Below are 19,753 nucleotides of genomic sequence, written 5' to 3'. Positions count from 1 at the left end.
GAGAGGTCGGCGCTCGTGGCTCTCTCGATACGGGCTCTCGACAAGCTCGATCCCTACTCGAGACGAACGGGGGTAGGAACGAGGGCTACGCCGAAGATCCCTGCCAACCCGTGACATTCCCCGTCGCGCCCCCTACCTCCCGCCGGCAACAAGGAGTGCCTGCATGCCGCTGACCGTCGCCGTCCAGATGGATCCGCTCGAATCGATCAACATCGCAGGGGACTCCAGCTTCGCGCTGATGCTGGCGGCGCAGGAACGGGGGCACCGGCTGTTCCATTATGCCGCCGAGGATCTGAACTACGAGGCCGGGCGCGTCTGGACGCGCGCGCATCCGGTGACGGTGCAGCGGGTCGAGGGCAACCACTTCAGCTTCGGCGATCCGGTCAAGCTCGACCTGGGCGACGAGGCGGACGTGGTGCTGATGCGCCAGGATCCGCCGTTCGACCTGGGCTATATCACCGCGACCCACCTGCTGGAGCGGATCGCCGACCGCACGCTGGTGGTGAACGACCCGGCACAAGTCCGCAACGCGCCCGAAAAGCTGTTCGTGCTCGATTATGCGCATTTCATGCCGCCGACGCTGATCACGCGATCGGTCGAGGAAGCGCGGATCTTTTTGGCCGAGCATCGCTCGATCGTGGTGAAGCCGCTGCACGGCAACGGCGGCAAGGCGATCTTCAAGATCGACGCCGACGGGCAGAACCTCTCCTCGCTGATCGAGGTGTTCAACACCGCCTATCGCGAGCCGCACATGGTGCAGGCCTTCCTTCCGGAGATTGCGCAGGGCGACAAGCGCATCGTGCTGGTCGACGGCGAAGTGGCGGGCGCCATCAACCGCATGCCCGGCGAAGGCGAGATCCGCTCCAACCTGGCGGTCGGCGGTTCGGCGGCAAAGACCGAACTGACGGAGCGCGAGCGCGAGATCTGCGCGGAGCTCGGCCCGGAGCTCAAGCGCCGCGGGCTGCTGTTCGTCGGCATCGACGTGATCGGCGGCAAGTGGCTAACCGAGATCAACGTCACCTCCCCGACCGGCATCGTCGCGATCGACCGGTTCAACGGCACCGACACTGGCGGCATGATCTGGGACGCGATCGAGCGGCGCGTACGCGAGCGCGGCTGAGCCGGTAGCCGAAGTGCCCGCTCGCGCGTTGGGCGCGCCATGACCGACTTCATCCTCGATGCGATCGCCTGGGGCGGCTATTTCGGCATCGCCCTGCTGATGGCGCTCGAGAATGTGGTGCCGCCGGTCCCGTCCGAGGTCATCATGGGGCTGGGCGGCATGGCGGTCGCACGCGGCACCATGTCGATGGTGCCGCTGGTGCTGTGGGGCACGGTGGGATCGGTTGCGGGCAATTACTTCTGGTACGCGCTCGGCCGGCGGCTCGGCTACCACGGGCTGAAGCCGTTCGTGGATCGCTGGGGCCGCTGGCTGACGCTGGAGTGGGAGGATGTGGAAAAGCTCGAGCGCTTCTTCCATTCGCGCGGCGGCTGGGTGGTGTTCGTGTTCCGCTTCATGCCGACGTTCCGCACCATGGTGTCGCTGCCGGCCGGCATGGCGTGCATGCCGCACTGGCGTTTTTTACTCGCGACCTTTGCCGGCAGCGCGATCTGGAACGCGGTGCTCGCCTGGGCGGGACTTTATTTCGGGTCCAACTTCCGCGAGCTGGAGCGCTATGTCGGGCCGGTGACGATCGGCCTCGCGGTCGCGATCGCGCTGGGGTATTTCTATCGCGTCCTCACCTGGAAGCCGCGCGCGGAGCGGTGAGCAGTCGTGGTTGCGCGGGGAAGCGCGGCCGCACCAACATTGCCGTTTGTGTTGAGTAGGGGCTGAGCCTGTCGGAGCCCCGTATCGAAGCACCGGTGGCCGTCCTTCGATACGCCATTTCGACTTAGCTCAACGGCACCTCAGGACGAACCGATGACTCGGCATCCCCGTGCGATCACGCCCGGGGGTGGGCGTTGCGATAGACGTCGAGCAGGTGCGCGGCATCGACCGCGGTATAGACCTGGGTCGAGCTGAGGCTCGCATGCCCCAGCAGTTCCTGCAGCGCGCGCAGGTCGGCGCCGCGGCCGAGCAGGTGAGTCGCGAAACTGTGCCGCAGCGCATGCGGCGTCGTGCGGTCGCCTAGCCCCAGCCGCACCCGCGCCGCCCGCACCGAACGGCGCACGACGCCGGCATCGAGCGGCCCGCCCTTGGCACCGCGGAACAGCTCGGCATCGCGCGCCGTGCCCCAGGGATTGAGCCGCACATAGGCGTCGATCGCGTCGCGCACCGGCGGCAGCAGCGGCACCATCCGCGTCTTGGCGCGCTTGCCGGTGACCGCGATCACCTCGCCCAGCGGCAGCACCGCGCCGGTCAGCCCCAGCGCCTCGCCGATGCGCAGCCCCGCGCCATAGAGCAGCAGCAGCACCGCCCAGTCGCGCGCGGCGAGCCAGGGCTCGGCCGCCTCCTCCGAGACATCTTCCGCGAGCGCGATCACCTCGTCAGGGGAGATCGGGCGCGGCACCCCCTTCTTCACGCGCGGGCCCTTCACCCGCGGCAGCGACGCGCCCTCGCCGCCGACCCAGCCGAGGAAGCTGCGCACCGCCGACAGCTCGCGCGCGGCCGAGGCATTGCCCAGTCCCTCGGCCCGGCGCTGGGCGAGAAAGGCGCGCAGGTCGGACGCGGAAAGCGCCTTCAGCTCCGCCTCCCCGACCGGGCCGCCGAAATGGCCGCGCAAGAACGCCATGAGCCGTTCGGCCGTCGCCTGATAGGCACGCACCGTATGCGCCGACCGCCTGCGATCGCGGGCGAGATGGCGGCCGTATCCCAGCGGCAGCGGCTCCGCGCCGGTTCCCTCCCCTGCATCCACGCGCCCCGCCCCTCCTGAAAAGTTACCGAAAATCAACTTCGTGGGGTGTAGCCCTGCCGAATGCCGGAGCGATTGTACAATGCTGCGCGCGAAATCGCGATCACGCCCGCAGAGGTCCAGACGCTGCTTGCCGCCGCGCCCGACGCGGCCTTCGACATGGTGGCCAAGGTTGCCCGCCAGCTGGTCGCTGCCCCCATCGCCGCCGTAAACCTGATCGAGGGCGACCGCTTCTGGGTCAAGGCAGGCTTTGGCATGCCGAAGGCGCCGCTGCCGCGCGCAGAAGCCTTCTGCGACGTGACCGTCCGGGACGATGCCCCGCTGGTCGTGGACGATGCGGCCACCGATCCGCGCTTTCGCGGGCTGGCGGTCGTGACGGCGACCGATCCGGTGCGCTTCTATGCGGGCGTCCCGCTGCACGTCACCGATCGCGCGCGGCATGTGAGCGAGCCCGTCGGCACGCTGTGCGTGATGGACGTGACGCCTCGATCGCTCCCGCCCGGCGTGCTCGATGCGCTGCGCGAGCTTGGCGACGTGCTGGAAAAGGTGATCGAGGCGGAGGTCGCAACCGCGCGCGCCGTGGCGGTCGCGCGCACTGCGGCCGAACAGAGCCTGATGCTGCGCCGGCAGGACCTGACGTTTCGCCAGGCGGAGCGGCTGGCGCGGATCGGGTCCTGGTGGTTCTCGCTGGAAACCGAGGAGACGGTCTGGTCCGAGGGCATGTACCGCATCTACGATCTGCCACCGGAACGCAGCCTGACGGTCGACCAGGCGCTTGCCCATTATACGGACTTTGATCGCGACGCCTTGTCCAGCCTGGTCGCGCATTCGATCGAGACCGGCGAGCCCTATACGCTGGAGGCGAATTTCGTGTCCGCGACTGGGCAGCAGCGCCGGGTTCGCGCGGTCGGGCAGGCCGAGTTCGAGGACGGACGCGCGACCGGTATCTCCGGCGTGATGCAGGACGTGACCGAGACCTGGCAGCTGGAGGAAAAGCTGCGCCGTTCGGCCGATACCGACGCGGTGACGGGGATCGCCAACCGCAATGCGTTCAACCGCCTGCTGGCCGATGCGATCACGAACAGCCGCATGACGGGAGCGCCGCTCGCGCTGATGCTGGTGGACCTCGACGAGTTCAAGGGCACCAACGACACGCACGGACATCTCGCCGGGGACGATGTGCTGCGCGCAGCCGGGGAGCGGCTGACCGACCCGGCCCTGCGTGGCAGCCTGGCGGCACGGCTGGGTGGCGACGAGTTCGCGCTGATCGTGACCGCGCCCGAGTTGCTCGGCGACCTGGCCCGGACCGCCGAGCGCTTGCTCGAACGCCTGCGCCAGCCGGTCCGCACTGCCACCGGGCTGGTCCCGACCTCCGCCACGATCGGCTATGCCTGCTATTCGGAGGTTCACGGATCGGCGCGCGACTTCGTCCATTGCGCGGACAAGGCCCTGTATGAGGCCAAGCGCGAGCGGCGCGGATCGGCACGGGGCTATCGCAGCTTCGGCCGCAGGAGCACCGACCAGGCTGCCGACTGACAGGTCGGCGATTCCCAACCCGCGGTCGCGTCCCTATCTAGGGCGCGCATGACTTCCTCGCGCGTCCGTGTCCTTGTCCTCAACGCCGCCCTGGGGCCCCTCGACTACCGCGTGCCGCACGGCATGACGGTCGAGCCCGGCTCGATCGTGGTCGCGCCGCTCGGCCCCCGCCAGCTGCTGGGCGTGGTGTGGGAGCCGGAGCGGCTGCCGGGCGAGGAAGTGGGCGACAATCGCCTGCGGCCGCTGCTGGGTGTCGTGGACGCGCCGCCGATCCCGGCCCCCTTGCGCCGGCTGATCGAGTGGACCGCCGATTATTATCTCGCCGCACCCGCCTCGGTGCTGCGCATGGCCTTGTCCTCCACCTCGGCGCTGGAGGGGGCGAAGCTCGCCACCGAATATCGCGCCACCGGCCAGGTGCCGGACCGGCTGACGCCGCAGCGCGAGCAGGCGCTGGAGCGGATCGGCGACCGCCAGGGGCTGGTGCGCGAGCTCGCCACCATGGCCGATGTGTCGGAGGCGGTGGTGCGCGGGCTGGTGAAGCTGGGTGCGATCGAGGCGGTGAGCGTCGACATCGACGTCCCCTATCCGATCCCCGACCCTGCCCATGGCGTGCCGGTGCTGTCCGAACAGCAGGCCGATGTCGCCGGCGTGCTGTGCGACGCGGTGAACACCCAGCCGTTCCAACCCTTTCTGCTCGACGGAGTCACCGGATCGGGCAAGACCGAGGTCTATTTCGAGGCGATCGCCGCCGCCATTTCGCGTGGACAGCAGAGCCTGGTGCTGCTCCCCGAAATCGCCCTTACCGAACCCTTCCTCAAGCGCTTCCACGCCCGCTTCGGCTGCGAGCCGGTGGCGTGGCATTCGGACCTGCGCTCCACCCAGCGCCGCCGCGCCTGGCGCGCGATCGCCACCGGTCAGGCGCTGGTGACGGTGGGCGCACGCTCGGCGCTGTTCCTGCCCTATGCCAACCTCGGCCTGATCGTCGTCGACGAGGCGCACGAGACCAGCTTCAAGCAGGAGGAGGGCGTCCACTATCACGCGCGCGACGTGGCGGTGATGCGCGGGCTGTTCGAACGCTGCCCGGTGGTGCTCGCCTCCGCCACCCCGGCGATCGAGACGCGCCACCAGGTGGCACTCGGCCGCTACACCGAACTCAAGCTGCCCGGCCGCTATGGCAAGGCGGAGCTGCCGGCGATCGAGCCAATCGACCTGATCGCCGAGCCGCCGATCCGGGGTCGCTGGATCGCGCCCAAGCTGGTCAACGCGATCGACCAGGTGCTGGAGCGCGGCGAACAGGCGTTGCTGTTCCTCAACCGCCGCGGCTATGCACCGCTCACCCTGTGCCGGTCGTGCGGACATCGCTTCCAGTGCCCCAATTGCACCGCCTGGATGGTCGAGCATCGGCTGATCCACCGGCTGTCCTGCCACCATTGCGGCCACATGATCCCGACGCCGCGCAAGTGCCCGGAGTGCGATGCCGAGGACGCGCTGGTCGCCTGCGGCCCCGGCGTGGAGCGAATCGCGGATGAGGCGGCGGCGCTGTTCCCCAATGCGCGCATCGCGATCGTCACCTCCGACACGCTCTGGTCCCCAGCCAAGGCCGCCGAGTTCGTCAACCGGATGGAGGCGGGCGAGATCGACCTGGTGGTCGGGACCCAGCTGGTGACCAAGGGCTATCACTTCCCCAACCTGACGCTGGTCGGCGTGATCGACGCCGACCTGGGGCTGGCCGGCGGCGATCTGCGCGCGGCCGAACGCACGTTCCAGCAGATCATGCAGGTCGCCGGGCGCGCCGGGCGCGGCGACAAGCCGGGGCATGTCTATATCCAGACCACCGCACCCGATGCCGCGGTGATGCGCGCGCTGGTGTCGGGCGATGCCGAGAGCTTCTACGCCGCCGAGACCGAGGCCCGGCAGGAGGCCGATGTCCCGCCGTACGGCCGCTATGCCGCGATCATCGTCTCGTCCGAGGACAAGGACGCCGCCAATGACGCGGCCCGCCGTATCGGCCGCGCCGCGCCCGAGGTGGAGGGCATGCACGTCTTCGGCCCCGCCCCCGCCCCACTCGCGATGCTGCGCGGACGGCACCGCTTCCGCTTGCTGGTCCACGCCCGCCGGCAGCTGGACGTGCAGGACGTGATCCGTGACTGGCTGGGCCAGGTCGAATGGTCGGCCAAGGTACGCGTCGCGGTGGATGTGGACCCGTACAACTTCCTGTAGCGGCCGCTCCCAGCGTCATCCTGACGGAAGTCGGGACCCATTGCCGCTCCGCGCGAGGAGGCCGACGCGCTCCCAAAACCCTCGTATCCCTGCGCAGGCAGGGATCCAGGGCCAAGCAGAACAACGGCTTGCAGCGTATGACGCCCTGGGCTCCTGCCTCCGCAGGAGCACGACAAGGGTTCCACCAAGGTGCGCTTACACAGGCACCCAGTCGCGTCCCCGCAAGACGTTGCGGCAGTGGATCCTGGCTTCCGTCAGGATGACGATCGGGCCGGCTAAGCACCACCCCGCTTGAACCCCGCAGCACTTTGATCGAAACAGGCGCCACGTTTTCTGGGGGCATGGGCGTGGCGCGACTGCTGTTGATGCTGGGGTTTCTGGTCGCGTGGGCAGTCCCCGCGCAGGCCGATGATATTTCCGCCGCCGGCCGCGGCGTCGTGCGGGTCGTCACCATCGCCGTGGTCGACGATGAAGTCGTCGGCTTCGGCCATGGCAGCGGCTTTGCGGTCGGACCCAACCGCATCGTCACAAACGCGCATGTGGTCGAACTTGCCGGGCGATACGAAGGCAATGTCGTGATCGGCGTCGTGCCATCGGAAGGCGACAAGTCCTACCAGGGCCGGCTGATCGCGCTCGATCCGGAACGCGACCTGGCGCTGATCGAGGTCGAGGGGCTGAAACTGCCCGCGCTCGCGCTGTACAATGGCCCGGTCGGCGAGGGCGAGGCGACGGTCGCGCTCGGCTATCCTGGCAACGTCGACCTGGCGACTGCGCAATCTGCCTCCGACTATATCCTGCCGCAGTCGCCGGTACGCTCGGAGGGCGTGTTCTCGGGCCTGCGCCGGCTCGGCACCACTGGCGTGCTGCTCCACACCGCCAGCATCGCGCGCGGCAATTCGGGCGGACCGCTGCTCGACCGCTGCGGCCGCGTGCTGGGCGTCAATTCCGCACTCACCCGCGGGGACGATGGCGATGCGAGCTTCGGCTTCGCGATCGCCGGCAGCGAATTGTCGGGCTTCCTGCGCGAAGCCGGGCAGCAAGCGACGATCGTCGGCAACAATTGCATCAGCATGGAGGCGCTGCTGGCGCAGGACCGCGCCGCCGCAGCGGATGCCGCGCAGCAGGATGCCGCCCGTGCGCGAGTCGCGTCCGAACGCGCCGCCGCCGCCCGCGCGACCGCGATCGAGAGTGCGCGCGAACGCAACGAAGCAGCGCGCGAGAACTTCATGGCGGGCGCGGCGGTGCTGCTGGTGCTGGCCGGCCTGGCAGCCGGGGGCGCCGGGATGATGGCGACGCGCGGCAAGCGGCGCGAGGCGATCTGGGCCGGTGCCGGCGGCGGCGTGCTGCTGCTGGGCGCGATCGGACTGTTCGTGGCGCGCCCCTCGTTCGACCCGGATTCGGTGCCGGAACCGCCCAGGACCACCAGTGCCGCCAACGGCCTCACCGGCAAGCTGCTGTGCACGCTGGTGCCCGAGCGCAGCCGGGTGACCGTTTCCGCCACGCCCGAGGTCGCGATGGACTGGCAGGCGAACGGCTGCATGAACGGCCGCACCCAATATGCCGAGGCGCCGAACCAGGGCTGGGAACGCATCCTGGTGCCGGACGAGGAGCAGACCGTGTCGGTGCTGCGCTATGAGCCGGCGACCGGCACCTACATCAACACGCGCTACCTGCTGAGCGCCGAGCGCATGGCGGAGGCGCGGCGGCTGCGCGAGGGCGTCGACCTGAAGCAATGTGCCGGCGAAAGCGCGGGACGCGCCAACCTTGCCACGCAACAGGCGGCGATCCGCACGTCGCTGCCGCCGCTGCCGAACGAACGGCTGGTCTATAGCTGCCATGTTGCCCGAGGGACGAACTGATGCTGCGCCTGACGCTGACCGCCACCGCCGCCCTGCTGCTGTCCGGCACCGCGCTGTCCGCACAGGACGCGCCGCCGCTCGCGATCCCCGTCGCCGCCGCACCCTCGCTCGGCACCACCAACGCCGGCCGGCTGCTGGTGTTCGCCACGGCGGCGGAGCCGGGCGCCAAGCCCGAGGAGGCGATCGACGTCTCCCCCTTCTCTCCCAACGCCACCTATGTCGCGGCGCGCGAGGTGAGCGATCTTCGCCCCGGCACCCCGGCGCTGGTGGATACCAGCACCGACGCCTATCCTGCCGCCTTCGCCAGCCTGCCGCCGGGCACTTATCGCGTGCAGGCGCTGCTCGATCGCGACCATAGCTACAACTACGGCGGCCGCGACGCCGGCGACCTCTTGTCCCGGGTGGTGACGGTGACGCTGCCCGGCCCGGTGCCGACGCTGCTGCTCGACCATGTTGAGCCCGCAGCCGACGACACCGCAGCGCTCGCGCGGCTGCCGGCCGAACGCCGCAAGCCGCTGGAGGCGGCGCTCGCCAGGGTCGAGCCGGTCGAGGTGCACAGCCCCCTCCTCACCCGCTTCTGGGGCCGGCCGACCAGCATCAACGGCTGGGTCGCGCTGCCCCCCGGCTATGCCGAGGGCAAGACGACCTACCCCACCGTCTATTCGGACGGCGGCTTCGGCAGCACGCTTGGCTCTGCGCGAATGAGCGCTGCGAGCATGACGGCGATGATGGCCAAGGGCGACGCCCCGCCGATGATCTGGGTCTATCTCGACCACCACATCGCCACCGGCACCCACGAGTTCGCCGACTCGGTGAACAACGGCCCCGTCGGCCAGGCGCTGGTCGAAGAGGTGATTCCCGCGCTCGAACAACGCTACTGGATGGATGCGCGCCCCAGCGGCCGCTTCCTGACCGGCCACAGCTCCGGCGGCTGGTCGACACTGTGGCTGCAGGTCGCATACCCCAAGACGTTCGGCGGCAGCTGGCCGACCGCGCCGGACCCGGCCGACTTCCACGACTTCACCAACGTGAACCTTTACGACGACGTCAATTTCTATGCGGGTGCCGATGGCAAGGACCATCCGCTGGTGCGCAAGGACGGCAAGGTCATCGCCACGCTGCGCCAGTTCGGGCGGCTGGAGCAGGTGCTCGGCGCCTATGGCGGCCAGTTCGCGAGCTTCGAATGGGTGTTCTCGCCCAAGGGCGCGGACGGGCGGCCGCTGCCGGTGTTCGACCGCGCGACCGGCGCGATCGACAAGCAGGTCGTCGCCTATTGGCGCGACCATTATGACGTCGCGCACATCGTCGCGCGCGACTGGCAGACGCTGAAGCCGGACCTGGACGGCAAGATCCACCTGACGGTGGGCACCGCCGACACCTTCTATCTCGACGGCCCCGCGCACCGACTGAAGGCGGTGCTCGACGGGCTGGGCGCGAAATCCACCTTCCGCTTCGTGCCCGGCAAGGACCACGGCAATCTCTATGAGGCGGACGGCGACCGCGCCGCGCTCACCAAGCAGATCGCGCGCGAGATGTATGCCGTCGCCAGGCCAGGCCGTGCCCAGCGCTGAGGGGCAGATCCGCTTCCACGCGCGCGAACTGGACCGCCCGGACGTCCAGGCGCTGCTCGCGGCGCATCTCGCCGGGATGCACGCGCAGTCCCCGCCGGAATCCGTCCACGCCCTCCCGCTGGAGGGGCTGCGGCGCCCGGACCTGACCTTCTTCTCCGCGCGCGACGCGGACGGGCAGCTGCTCGGCGTCGGCGCGCTGCGCGAACTCGACGCCAGCCATGGCGAGATCAAGTCGATGCGCACCGTCGACGACGCCCGCAACCGCGGTGTGGGCGCCGCGATGCTCGCCCACCTTCTTCGCGTTGCGCGGGAGCGCGGCTACACGCGCGTGAGCCTGGAGACGGGAACGCCCGAGGGCTTCGCGCCCGCGCGCCGGCTCTACGAACGGCACGGCTTCGTCCGCTGCGCGCCCTTCGCCGACTATCGCGAGGACCCGTTCAGCTGCTGCATGACGCTGCAACTGGACGGGTCCGCCGCTGATTAGCGCGTGATGACGTTGTGTGTACCCGTTTGTCCTGAGTAGCCGTTGAGCGAAGTCGAAACGGCGTATCGAAGGGCCGCCACCCGTGCTTCGATACGGGGCTTCGACAAGCTCAGCCCCTACTCAGCACGAAAGGTTCTACCTGAAGTCGTCTGATTCAACCGCCGTTGACGCGGAACAGCTCCAGCGTGCGGTCGCGGGCGAGCTTGGCCGCCTCGGGGGAATAATCGTCGCGCCGGTCGGAGTTGAAGCCGTGGCCGGCGTCATAGATGTAGACGGTCGCGTTCGCCGGCTCGGCGGCGGCCAGCGCCTCGACGCCCTCGATCGGGATGCCGTGGTCGTGGCGGCCGAAGTGGGCGATCGTCGGCACCTTGGGTACTTCCCCCGATTCGGGCACGAGGCGGCCGTAGTAGCTCGACACCGCCGCCAGTCCCTCGACCTGCGCTGCCGCCAGCCAGACGACCGAGCCGCCATAGCAATAGCCGACCGCGAACACCGGCCCCTTGGGGCGGAGCGCGTCGACGCACGCCTGCACATCGGCGACCGAAGTCTCGATCGGGTGGATGTCGCGCGACAGCTCGATGCCGCGCTGCAGCCCCTCCCCGCCATAGGCTGCCTCGAAACCGGGCGCTTCCCGGTCGAACAGCGCGGGTGCCAGCACCTCATAGCCGTCCGCGGCAAAGCCGTCGCACAGGTCGCGGATATGGTCGGTGATGCCGAAGATCTCCTGCACCAGCACCAGCCCGCCGCGCCGCTCGCCCTGCGGCACGGCGTGATAGACCCCGATCTCGGCCCCGTCCGCCATCGTCATCCGGATCATGCTGCCATTCATCTGTCATTTCCTTCGGCTAGGGATCGCCCCACAGGCTTTTCTTGTCAGGCGGGGCCGGATCGGTCCACCGCTGCCGTTTCTTTGGGCATTGTCGCCGTGGAAACGGGCGCGCGACTTGCATCCTGAGCCCCCCTTTGCTAACCGCGCGCCAGCCATTCAGGGGGGCGTTTATCCGGCACTGCCCTGTTCCCCATGGCATAAGCGCCTTCTTGGACAAGTTGGGATAGGGATCGCGTGGAGACTTCCGGCGGCAATATAAGCGGTGGCATCCAGGCGAGCCTGGCAGGCCGCTATGCGACCGCGCTCTTCGAACTGGCGCGCGACGACCAGTCGATCGCGACGGTCGAACAGAGCCTGGGCGGCGTGCGCCAGGCGCTCGGCGAATCGGCCGAATTCCGCGCGCTGGTGACGAGCCCGCTGGTGGCGCGCGACGCCGCGACCAAGGCGATCGAGGCGGTGGCGGATTCGATCGGTGTCGATCCCACCACCAAGCGCTTCCTGGGCGTGCTCGCCCAGAACCGCCGCCTGAAGGAACTGCCCGCGGTGATCCGCGCGTTCCGGGCGCTGGCGGCGAACCATCGTGGCGAGGTGACCGCAGAGGTCGCCTCCGCCCACACGCTTACCGACGATCAGGTCGATGCGCTGAAGCAGCAGCTTCGTGCCCGCGTCGGCCGCGACGTCTCCGTCGACCTGAAGGTCGACCCCTCGCTTCTGGGCGGGCTGGTCGTGAAGATCGGCAGCCTGATGATCGACAGCTCGATCAAGACCCGTCTGAACACTCTCGCGCACGCGATGAAAGGCTGAACATGGATATCCGCGCCGCAGAAATCTCCAAGGTCATCCGCGACCAGATCTCGTCGTTCGGCACCGAGGCCCAGGTCTCGGAGACCGGCACCGTGCTGTCGGTCGGCGACGGCATCGCGCGCATCTACGGCCTGGACAACGTCCAGGCGGGCGAGATGGTCGAGTTCGCCAACGGCATCCAGGGCATGGCCCTCAACCTCGAAGCCGACAACGTCGGCGTCGTGATCTTCGGCTCCGACGCCGAGATCAAGGAAGGCGACACCGTCCGCCGCACCGGCACCATCGTGGACGTGCCGGTCGGCAAGGGCCTGCTCGGCCGCGTGGTCGATGGTCTGGGCAACCCGATCGACGGCAAGGGCCCGATCGTCGCCGAGAAGCGCAGCCGCGTCGAGGTGAAGGCACCGGGCATCATCCCGCGCCAGTCGGTGTTCGAGCCGATGCAGTCGGGCCTCAAGGCCATTGACGCGCTGGTTCCCGTCGGCCGTGGCCAGCGCGAGCTGATCATCGGCGATCGCCAGACCGGCAAGTCGGCCGTCGCCATCGACGCCTTCATCAACCAGAAGACCGCCAACGCCGGCACCGACGAGTCGAAGAAGCTCTACTGCGTCTATGTCGCGGTCGGCCAGAAGCGCTCGACGGTCGCCCAGCTCGTCAAGACGCTCGAAGAGAATGGCGCGATGGAATATTCCATTGTCATCGCCGCGACCGCTTCCGAGCCGGCGCCGCTCCAGTTCCTCGCGCCCTACACCGGCACCGCGATGGGCGAGTATTTCCGCGACAACGGCATGCACGCGCTGATCGTGTTCGACGATCTGTCGAAGCAGGCGGTCGCCTACCGCCAGATGTCGCTGCTGCTGCGCCGTCCGCCGGGCCGCGAAGCCTATCCGGGCGACGTGTTCTACCTGCACAGCCGCCTGCTCGAGCGCGCGGCCAAGATGTCGGACGCGATGGGCGGCGGTTCGCTGACCGCGCTGCCGATCATCGAGACGCAGGCGGGCGACGTGTCGGCCTACATCCCGACCAACGTGATCTCGATCACCGACGGCCAGATCTTCCTCGAAACCGACCTGTTCTTCGCGGGCATCCGCCCGGCGATCAACGTCGGCCTGTCGGTCAGCCGCGTCGGCTCGGCCGCGCAGACCAAGGCGATGAAGAAGGTCGCGGGCTCGATCAAGCTCGAGCTGGCGCAGTATCGCGAGATGGCCGCGTTCGCGCAGTTCGGCTCGGACCTCGACGCCTCCACCCAGAAGCTGCTCAACCGCGGCGCGCGCCTGACGGAACTGCTCAAGCAGGCCCAGTTCTCGCCGATGCCGTTCGAGGAGCAGGTCGCGTCGATCTTCGCTGGTACCCAGGGCTATCTCGACTCGGTTCCGGTCGGCGACGTCGTCCGCTTCGAGCAGGCGATGCTGTCGGACCTGCGCGCCAACCACTCGGGCGTGCTCGCCAAGATCCGCGACACCAAGGATCTGGGCGACGAGGCGAAGTCGGGCCTGAAGGCAGCGCTCGACAGCTTCGCCAAGACGTTCGCGTAAGGGCTGACGGCACAACAAACACGCCCGTCACCCTGAACTTGTTTCAGGGTCCATCGTGCCCCAAGCGGCGGCGATGCGATTGGAGAGATGGATGCTGAAACAAGTTCAGCATGACGGTTTGGGGAAGTGACGAACTAAATGGCCTCTCTCAAGGCACTCAAGGTCCGGATCAACTCGGTCAAATCGACCCAGAAGATCACCAAGGCGATGAAGATGGTCGCCGCCGCCAAGCTGCGCCGTGCGCAGGAGGCGGCGGAGGCCGGCCGCCCCTATGCCGAGCGGCTCGAGGCGGTGGTGTCGAGCCTCGCCTCGCGCGTCGCGATCGGTGAGGGCAGCCCCAAGCTGCTCGCCGGCACCGGCCGCGACCAGGTGCACCTGTTCGTCGTCGCCACCTCCGACAAGGGGCTGGCCGGCGCGTTCAACAGCAACATCGCCCGTCTCGCCCGTCGCCGCGCGCTGGAACTCCAGGCGGAGGGCAAGACGGTCAAGTTCTACACCATCGGCCGCAAGGGTCGCGCGGTGCTCGCCCGCCAGTTCCGCGACGGCTTCGTCCACGCGGTCGAGCCCGGCGATCTCGGCAAGCTCGGCTTTGCGGACGCGCGCGGCTATGCCGACGACCTGATCGCCCGCTACGAGGCCGGCGAGTTCGACGTCGCGCACCTGTTCTACGCGACGTTCAAGTCGGTGCTGACGCAGGAGCCGACCGAGCAGCAGCTGATCCCGGTGGCGATCCCCGCCGCGACGGAAGCAGCCGGCGCCGCTGACGCGGTGGTCGAGTATGAGCCGGACGAGGAGCACATTCTCGCCGATCTGCTCCCCTCGAACGTCGCGGTGCAGCTGTTCCGCGCGATGCGCGAGAATGCCGCGTCCGAGCAGGGCTCCAAGATGACCGCGATGGACAACGCCACGCGCAATGCAGGTGACCTGATCAAGCGCCTGTCGATCCAGTACAACCGTGCCCGCCAAGCCGCGATCACGACCGAGCTGGTCGAGATCATTTCCGGCGCGGAAGCGCTCTAAGTTCCGAAGGCAAGGAAGAAACAATGGCCACCGCCGCAGAGACTTTCGCCCCCGTGGCGACCACCAACAACGTCGGCCGCATCAGCCAGGTGATCGGCGCGGTCGTCGACGTGAGCTTCGACGGCGCGCTGCCGGCGATCCTCTCCGCACTGGAGACGAACAACAACGGCAACCGCCTGGTGCTCGAAGTCGCCCAGCACCTGGGTGAGAACACCGTCCGCACGATCGCGATGGACGCGACCGACGGCCTGACCCGCGGCCAGACCGTGACCGACACCGGCTCGCAGATTCGCGTGCCCGTCGGCCCCAAGACGCTTGGCCGCATCCTCAACGTCATCGGCGAGCCGATCGACGAGCGCGGCCCGGTCAATGCCGAAGTCACCGCGCCGATCCACGCCAAGGCGCCCGCGTTCGTCGAGCAGTCGACCGAGAGCGCGATCCTGGTCACCGGCATTAAGGTCATCGACCTGCTCGCCCCGTACGCAAAGGGCGGCAAGATCGGCCTGTTCGGTGGCGCCGGCGTCGGCAAGACGGTGCTCATCCAGGAGCTGATCAACAACATCGCCAAGGGCCATGGCGGCACCTCGGTGTTTGCAGGCGTGGGCGAGCGTACCCGTGAGGGCAACGACCTCTACCACGAGTTCCTGGACGCGGGCGTCATCGCCAAAGACGCGGACGGCAACCCGACGTCCGAGGGTTCGAAGGTCGCCTTGGTTTATGGCCAGATGAACGAGCCGCCGGGCGCCCGCGCACGCGTCGCGCTGTCGGGCCTGGCCATCGCGGAATATTTCCGCGACCAGGAAGGCCAGGACGTGCTGTTCTTCGTCGACAACATCTTCCGCTTCACCCAGGCGGGCGCGGAAGTGTCGGCACTGCTGGGTCGCATTCCGTCGGCGGTGGGCTATCAGCCGACCCTGTCGACCGACATGGGCGCCCTTCAGGAGCGCATCACCTCGACCAACAAGGGCTCGATCACCTCGGTTCAGGCCGTGTACGTCCCCGCGGACGATCTTACCGACCCGGCGCCGGCGACCTCGTTCGCCCACCTGGACGCGACGACCGTGCTCAACCGCGCGATCTCGGAACTCGGCATCTATCCGGCGGTGGATCCGCTGGACTCGACCAGCCGCGTGCTCGAGCCGCGCGTCGTCGGCCAGGAGCATTACGAGACTGCCCGCGCCGTCCAGGCGATCCTGCAGAAGTACAAGTCGCTGCAGGACATCATCGCGATCCTGGGCATGGACGAGCTGTCGGAAGAGGATAAGCTGACGGTCGCCCGCGCCCGCAAGATCCAGCGCTTCCTGTCGCAGCCGTTCCACGTCGCAGAGGTGTTCACCGGCATCCCGGGCGCGTTCGTGCAGATCGAAGACACGATCCGCTCGTTCAAGGCGGTCGTGAACGGCGAGTACGACCATCTGCCGGAAGCGGCCTTCTACATGGTCGGCGGCATCGACGACGTGGTCGCCAAGGCCGCGAAGATGGCGCAGGACGCGTAAAGAAGACCAACCCACCCGTCCCCTGCTCGCAGGGGACGGGCAGAGGATGAAAAGATGCTGCACTTCGAACTCGTCACCCCCGAAAAGCTCGTCCGCTCGGAGGAGGTCCACATGGTGGTGGTGCCCGGCACCGAAGGCGACTTCGGCGTGCTGGAGGGGCATGCCCCCTTCATGTCGACGATCCGCGAGGGTGCGCTCCAGATTTTCCGCACCGCCGGTGGCGAGCCGGAGACGCTGGCGATTCACGGCGGCTTTGCCGAGGTCAACGACCGCGGCCTGACCGTGCTGGCCGAACGCGCCGGCTGATCGCCGCCGAGCCCGTCGGGTCCATCACCGGCCCGCCTTGCCCCGGTGTTCCCGGCGGCGGGGCGGGCCGGTGTCGTTTCAGGCGCGCGTGTCGCGGTTAGGCAATTGTCAAAGCTTGTGCGTTACCCCCGTGCTGCCCAGAGTTTTCGGGCGTTGAGGACGTAGCAAGTGAGTGCATTCGGACGACGCAATCATCTCGGCGGTCCCGCCGGGCGCCCCCAGTTCGGGGTCGCTCGCCCGATGCAGGGAAGCACGATCGCCCGCCCGGTCGACACCGACGGTTCGGGCCAGTTCCCGCCGATCGCCGACATCCCCCTCCCCCGCAGCGATACGGCGCCGCTCGCCGCTCCCCCGATCGACATGCCCGCGGTTCATGCCGATGCCATGCAGCGGCTTGCCGAGCGTCAGGCCGCGTCGGGCGAGGCCGGCAACAGCCGGGTCGAGGGGTTCGAAAGCTCGATCCACCGCATCAAGGAGCAGGTGCTCCCGCGCCTGCTGGAGCGCGTCGACCCGGAAGCGGCCGCGACCCTCAGCAAGGATGAGCTGGCCGAGGAATTCCGCCCGATCATCGGCGAGGTGCTGGCCGAACTGAAGCTGACCCTGAACCGGCGCGAGCAGTTCGCGCTGGAAAAGGTGCTGGTCGACGAGCTGCTGGGCCTGGGTCCGCTCGAGGAGCTGCTGGCCGACGCAGCGATCAGCGACATCATGGTCAACGGACCCGACCAGACCTTTGTCGAGCGCAAGGGCAAGCTGGAGCTCGCCAACATCCAGTTCCGCGACGAGGAGCATCTGTTCCAGATCGCGCAGCGCATCTGCAACTCGGTCGGCCGTCGCGTCGACCAGACCACGCCGCTCGCCGACGCCCGCCTGAAGGACGGCAGCCGCGTCAACGTGATCGTGCCGCCGCTGTCGCTGCGCGGCACCGCGATCTCGATCCGCAAGTTCTCGGCCAAGCCGATCACGCTCGACATGATGGCGGGCTTCGGCTCGATGAGCCCGAAGATGGCGACCGCGCTCAAGATCGCGGGCGCCAGCCGGTTCAACATCGTCATCTCGGGCGGCACCGGCTCGGGCAAGACGACGATGCTCAATGCCTTGTCGAAGATGATCGACCCGGGCGAGCGCGTGCTGACGATCGAGGACGCGGCCGAGCTTCGCCTGCAGCAGCCGCACTGGCTGCCGCTCGAAACCCGTCCGCCGAACCTGGAGGGCCAGGGCGAGATCACCATCCGCGACCTCGTCAAGAACGCGCTGCGTATGCGCCCGGATCGCATCATCCTGGGCGAAATCCGCGGCTCCGAGTGTTTCGATCTGCTCGCCGCCATGAACACGGGCCATGACGGCTCGATGGCGACGCTCCACTCCAACTCGCCCCGCGAATGCCTGGCGCGTATGGAGAACATGGTGATGATGTCGGACATCAAGGTGCCGAAGGAAGCGATCAGCCGCCAGATCGCCGACTCGGTCGACCTGATCGTCCAGGTGAAGCGCCTGCGCGACGGCTCGCGCCGCGTCACCAACATCACCGAGGTGATCGGCATGGAAGGGCCGGTGATCGTCACCCAGGAACTGTTCAAGTTCGAGTATCTGGACGAGTCCGCCGACGGCAAGATCATCGGCGAGTACCGCTCGATGGGCCTGCGCCCCTATACGCTCGACAAGGCCAAGCAGTACGGCTTCGACCAGGCGATGCTGGAGGCGTGCCTGTAGGGCGGCGTTCCCCGCCCTTTCCTGCCCTCGTCATGCCGACGCAGGTCAGCATCCGCTGCGTCTGCGGCTGTGCCGCTTTGCGCACCTCCCGACAGCCGTAGCCCTGCGCAGGCACAGATCCAGCGCCACGCAGAACACCGGCGACGGTTCTTCGAGACTGTGCTCAGGCCCGCGCAGGAGCACGAGAGGCCGGATGCGAAGACTTCGTCGGGCGAATCGATGCTGACGTTCGTCTCGATCCCGAAGGGGAGACTCACGCAGGGTGGCGCGACTCGTCCGCGGCTTCTACGGTTTCGGGATGCGCTATGCGCTCGCCCTGTTCGCGGTGGCTGTTGCCGCCGCCCCGTCGATGGCCCTGCCGGCCACCCAGTTCGAGCGCACCCCAGCGGAGACGCTGACGAACGACAGCGCCGAACGCTGGGTGCATTTCGAACTCACCCCGGCCAACCACATCCGCTTCGCCATGAAGATCGCCGGGCGGCCCGCGACCGCCCTGCTCGACACCGGAGTGAGCCATTCGATGGTGAGCACCGGCTTTGCGCGGGACGCGCGCCTGAAGATCGAACGGCGCGGCACCGCCGCGGCGCTGGGCGGCGAGGTGGCGCTTGGCTGGACGCGCGTTGCCCGCCTCTCGCTCGGCGGCCTGCACGTCACCGAGCGGGCAATGGCGCTGCTGGATCTGTCCCAGGTTCAGGCCGGCGATGGTCGGCCGGTGGACGCGCTGATCGGCGCCGACCTGCTTGGCCCTCATGCGCTCGACATCGACTTTGAGCACCGGCGCTTCCGCTTGCTGCCAACCGGCGCCGAGCCATTCGCCGGCACCCGCGCGCCACTCTCGCGCAACGCCGATGGCCTCTATGTGACCGAGGCGCGGCTCGGGCGGGAAACGCTCCGCGCTGTGATGATCGACACCGGCGACGGCACCAGCATCAGCGTCACGCGCGACCAGTGGCGCAGCGCCCGCCTGCCCCGTCGCACCCTGACCTCGACCATCTCCTACGGACTGGCCGGGCCGGTGGAGGCAGGCCTCACCGTCACCGACGCGCTGCGGCTGGGGGAGGCGACGCCCGCCGAGTCGGAACTGCGCATCGAAGGCCAGGCGTTTGCCGATCGCACCGGCATCCCCAGCCGGATCGGCACCGGGTTTCTCCGGCGCTTCCGCGTGCTGCTCGATCCGGCTGCCGGTCGCCTGCTGCTGGAGCCGGCCGGAGCAGCGGCCGAGGGCCCGCCCCGCTCCACCAGCGGGCTGCTGCTGAGCTATGACACCCGACGCCTGCGTGTGCTCCACGTCATGCGCGGCAGTCCCGCCGCGCGAAGCGGCTGGCGCAAGGGCGAGCAGATCTGCCAGGTCGATGGTGCCCCCGTCCGCGAGATCGCCAACGGCGCGGCCGATCTCGGCTGGGCCGCCGACACCCCTGGCCGCACGGTGCGGCTGGAGCTGTGCGACGGCAGCCAGCGGACGCTGACCCTGGCGCGGTTCTACTGACGCACGTGCTGCTTGACTCCGCACATATTTAAGTTTTACTTAAATATGCCC

General features: G+C 68.6%; 16 protein-coding genes. 14 read left to right on the top strand and 2 right to left on the bottom strand.

All coding sequences use genetic code 11. From position 1 onward, the window contains the following. Positions 1-163 precede the first annotated feature (163 nt). Both gshB and LK533_RS00275 read left to right on the top strand, forming a co-directional pair. Positions 164-1,120, top strand: a complete 957-nt coding sequence (gshB, locus tag LK533_RS00280) for a glutathione synthase (protein WP_229360559.1) — start codon at positions 164-166, stop codon at positions 1,118-1,120. Positions 1,121-1,159: 39 nt separating this feature from the next. Then, the gene (locus LK533_RS00275; RefSeq protein ID WP_229360558.1) at positions 1,160-1,765 is read left to right on the top strand and encodes a DedA family protein; all 606 of its coding nucleotides are present in this window, start codon (positions 1,160-1,162) and stop codon (positions 1,763-1,765) included. 175 nt (positions 1,766-1,940) lie between these two features. Here LK533_RS00275 and LK533_RS00270 read toward each other — a convergent pair whose 3' ends face one another. Continuing rightward, on the bottom strand, positions 1,941-2,852 hold the full coding sequence (locus tag LK533_RS00270) for a tyrosine recombinase XerC (RefSeq protein WP_229360557.1): 912 nt from the start codon (positions 2,850-2,852) through the stop codon (positions 1,941-1,943). A gap of 60 nt (positions 2,853-2,912) precedes the next feature. Between LK533_RS00270 and LK533_RS00265 the strand changes: the two genes are divergently transcribed. The 5 genes from LK533_RS00265 to LK533_RS00245 all read left to right on the top strand — a co-directional run bounded on the left by LK533_RS00265 (position 2,913) and on the right by LK533_RS00245 (position 10,519). Next, positions 2,913-4,385, top strand: coding sequence for a diguanylate cyclase domain-containing protein (locus tag LK533_RS00265; RefSeq protein ID WP_229360556.1), 1,473 nt, complete (start codon positions 2,913-2,915; stop codon positions 4,383-4,385). Between the two features lie 48 nt (positions 4,386-4,433). Beyond that, on the top strand, positions 4,434-6,605 hold the full coding sequence (locus LK533_RS00260; protein ID WP_229360555.1) for a primosomal protein N': 2,172 nt from the start codon (positions 4,434-4,436) through the stop codon (positions 6,603-6,605). Between the two features lie 341 nt (positions 6,606-6,946). Further along, positions 6,947-8,464, top strand: a complete 1,518-nt coding sequence (locus LK533_RS00255) for a S1C family serine protease (RefSeq protein ID WP_420705793.1) — start codon at positions 6,947-6,949, stop codon at positions 8,462-8,464. Then, on the top strand, positions 8,464-10,035 hold the full coding sequence (locus LK533_RS00250; RefSeq protein WP_229360553.1) for an alpha/beta hydrolase: 1,572 nt from the start codon (positions 8,464-8,466) through the stop codon (positions 10,033-10,035). The genes LK533_RS00255 and LK533_RS00250 overlap by 1 nt, the downstream gene beginning before the upstream one ends. After that, entirely contained in the window at positions 10,022-10,519 is a 498-nt protein-coding gene (locus tag LK533_RS00245; protein ID WP_229360552.1) for a GNAT family N-acetyltransferase, read from the top strand. Before LK533_RS00250 ends, LK533_RS00245 begins: the two co-directional genes overlap by 14 nt. A 154-nt stretch (positions 10,520-10,673) precedes the next feature. Here the strand turns inward: LK533_RS00245 and LK533_RS00240 are convergent, their stop codons facing one another. Beyond that, positions 10,674-11,348 (bottom strand): dienelactone hydrolase family protein, encoded by a 675-nt coding sequence (locus tag LK533_RS00240; RefSeq protein ID WP_229360551.1) that lies wholly within the window; start codon positions 11,346-11,348, stop codon positions 10,674-10,676. A 255-nt stretch (positions 11,349-11,603) separates the two neighbouring features. Between LK533_RS00240 and LK533_RS00235 the strand changes: the two genes are divergently transcribed. From LK533_RS00235 to LK533_RS00205, 7 genes are all read left to right on the top strand, one after another. Then, the gene (locus LK533_RS00235) at positions 11,604-12,152 is read left to right on the top strand and encodes a F0F1 ATP synthase subunit delta (RefSeq protein WP_229361719.1); all 549 of its coding nucleotides are present in this window, start codon (positions 11,604-11,606) and stop codon (positions 12,150-12,152) included. Between the two features lie 2 nt (positions 12,153-12,154). Then, positions 12,155-13,684: a F0F1 ATP synthase subunit alpha gene (atpA, locus tag LK533_RS00230; RefSeq protein ID WP_229360550.1), complete on the top strand. Its 1,530-nt coding sequence runs from the start codon at positions 12,155-12,157 to the stop codon at positions 13,682-13,684. A gap of 138 nt (positions 13,685-13,822) precedes the next feature. Further along, on the top strand, positions 13,823-14,704 hold the full coding sequence (locus tag LK533_RS00225) for a F0F1 ATP synthase subunit gamma (protein WP_229360549.1): 882 nt from the start codon (positions 13,823-13,825) through the stop codon (positions 14,702-14,704). 23 nt (positions 14,705-14,727) lie between these two features. Then, positions 14,728-16,200, top strand: coding sequence for a F0F1 ATP synthase subunit beta (atpD, locus tag LK533_RS00220; protein ID WP_267494912.1), 1,473 nt, complete (start codon positions 14,728-14,730; stop codon positions 16,198-16,200). Between the two features lie 54 nt (positions 16,201-16,254). Then, positions 16,255-16,506 (top strand): ATP synthase F1 subunit epsilon, encoded by a 252-nt coding sequence (locus tag LK533_RS00215; RefSeq protein WP_125961575.1) that lies wholly within the window; start codon positions 16,255-16,257, stop codon positions 16,504-16,506. A 168-nt stretch (positions 16,507-16,674) separates the two neighbouring features. Next, a complete protein-coding gene (locus tag LK533_RS00210) occupies positions 16,675-18,216 on the top strand; it encodes a CpaF family protein (RefSeq protein ID WP_229360548.1) in 1,542 nt (513 codons plus the stop codon). A 262-nt stretch (positions 18,217-18,478) separates the two neighbouring features. After that, positions 18,479-19,702, top strand: coding sequence for an aspartyl protease family protein (locus LK533_RS00205; protein ID WP_229360547.1), 1,224 nt, complete (start codon positions 18,479-18,481; stop codon positions 19,700-19,702). Positions 19,703-19,753: the final 51 nt, after the last annotated feature.

It is taken from the genome of Sphingomonas sp. PL-96, from assembly GCF_020707215.1.
GTDB lineage: Bacteria > Pseudomonadota > Alphaproteobacteria > Sphingomonadales > Sphingomonadaceae > Sphingomonas.
Note: the sequence above shows the minus strand (reverse complement) of the source record. Positions and strands in the feature narration are given on the sequence as shown.

Excerpts from the sequence above, each read along its gene's own strand:
- gshB (WP_229360559.1), top strand. The coding sequence starts at position 164 with ATGCCGCTGACCGTCGCCGTCCAGATGGATCCGCTCGAATCGATCAAC.
- LK533_RS00265 (WP_229360556.1), top strand. The coding sequence starts at position 2,913 with ATGCCGGAGCGATTGTACAATGCTGCGCGCGAAATCGCGATCACGCCC.
- LK533_RS00275 (WP_229360558.1), top strand. The coding sequence starts at position 1,160 with ATGACCGACTTCATCCTCGATGCGATCGCCTGGGGCGGCTATTTCGGC.
- LK533_RS00240 (WP_229360551.1), bottom strand. The coding sequence starts at position 11,348 with ATGAATGGCAGCATGATCCGGATGACGATGGCGGACGGGGCCGAGATC.
- LK533_RS00250 (WP_229360553.1), top strand. The coding sequence starts at position 8,464 with ATGCTGCGCCTGACGCTGACCGCCACCGCCGCCCTGCTGCTGTCCGGC.
- atpD (WP_267494912.1), top strand. The coding sequence starts at position 14,728 with ATGGCCACCGCCGCAGAGACTTTCGCCCCCGTGGCGACCACCAACAAC.
- LK533_RS00260 (WP_229360555.1), top strand. The coding sequence starts at position 4,434 with ATGACTTCCTCGCGCGTCCGTGTCCTTGTCCTCAACGCCGCCCTGGGG.
- LK533_RS00255 (WP_420705793.1), top strand. The coding sequence starts at position 6,947 with ATGGGCGTGGCGCGACTGCTGTTGATGCTGGGGTTTCTGGTCGCGTGG.
- atpA (WP_229360550.1), top strand. The coding sequence starts at position 12,155 with ATGGATATCCGCGCCGCAGAAATCTCCAAGGTCATCCGCGACCAGATC.
- LK533_RS00225 (WP_229360549.1), top strand. The coding sequence starts at position 13,823 with ATGGCCTCTCTCAAGGCACTCAAGGTCCGGATCAACTCGGTCAAATCG.
- LK533_RS00215 (WP_125961575.1), top strand. The coding sequence starts at position 16,255 with ATGCTGCACTTCGAACTCGTCACCCCCGAAAAGCTCGTCCGCTCGGAG.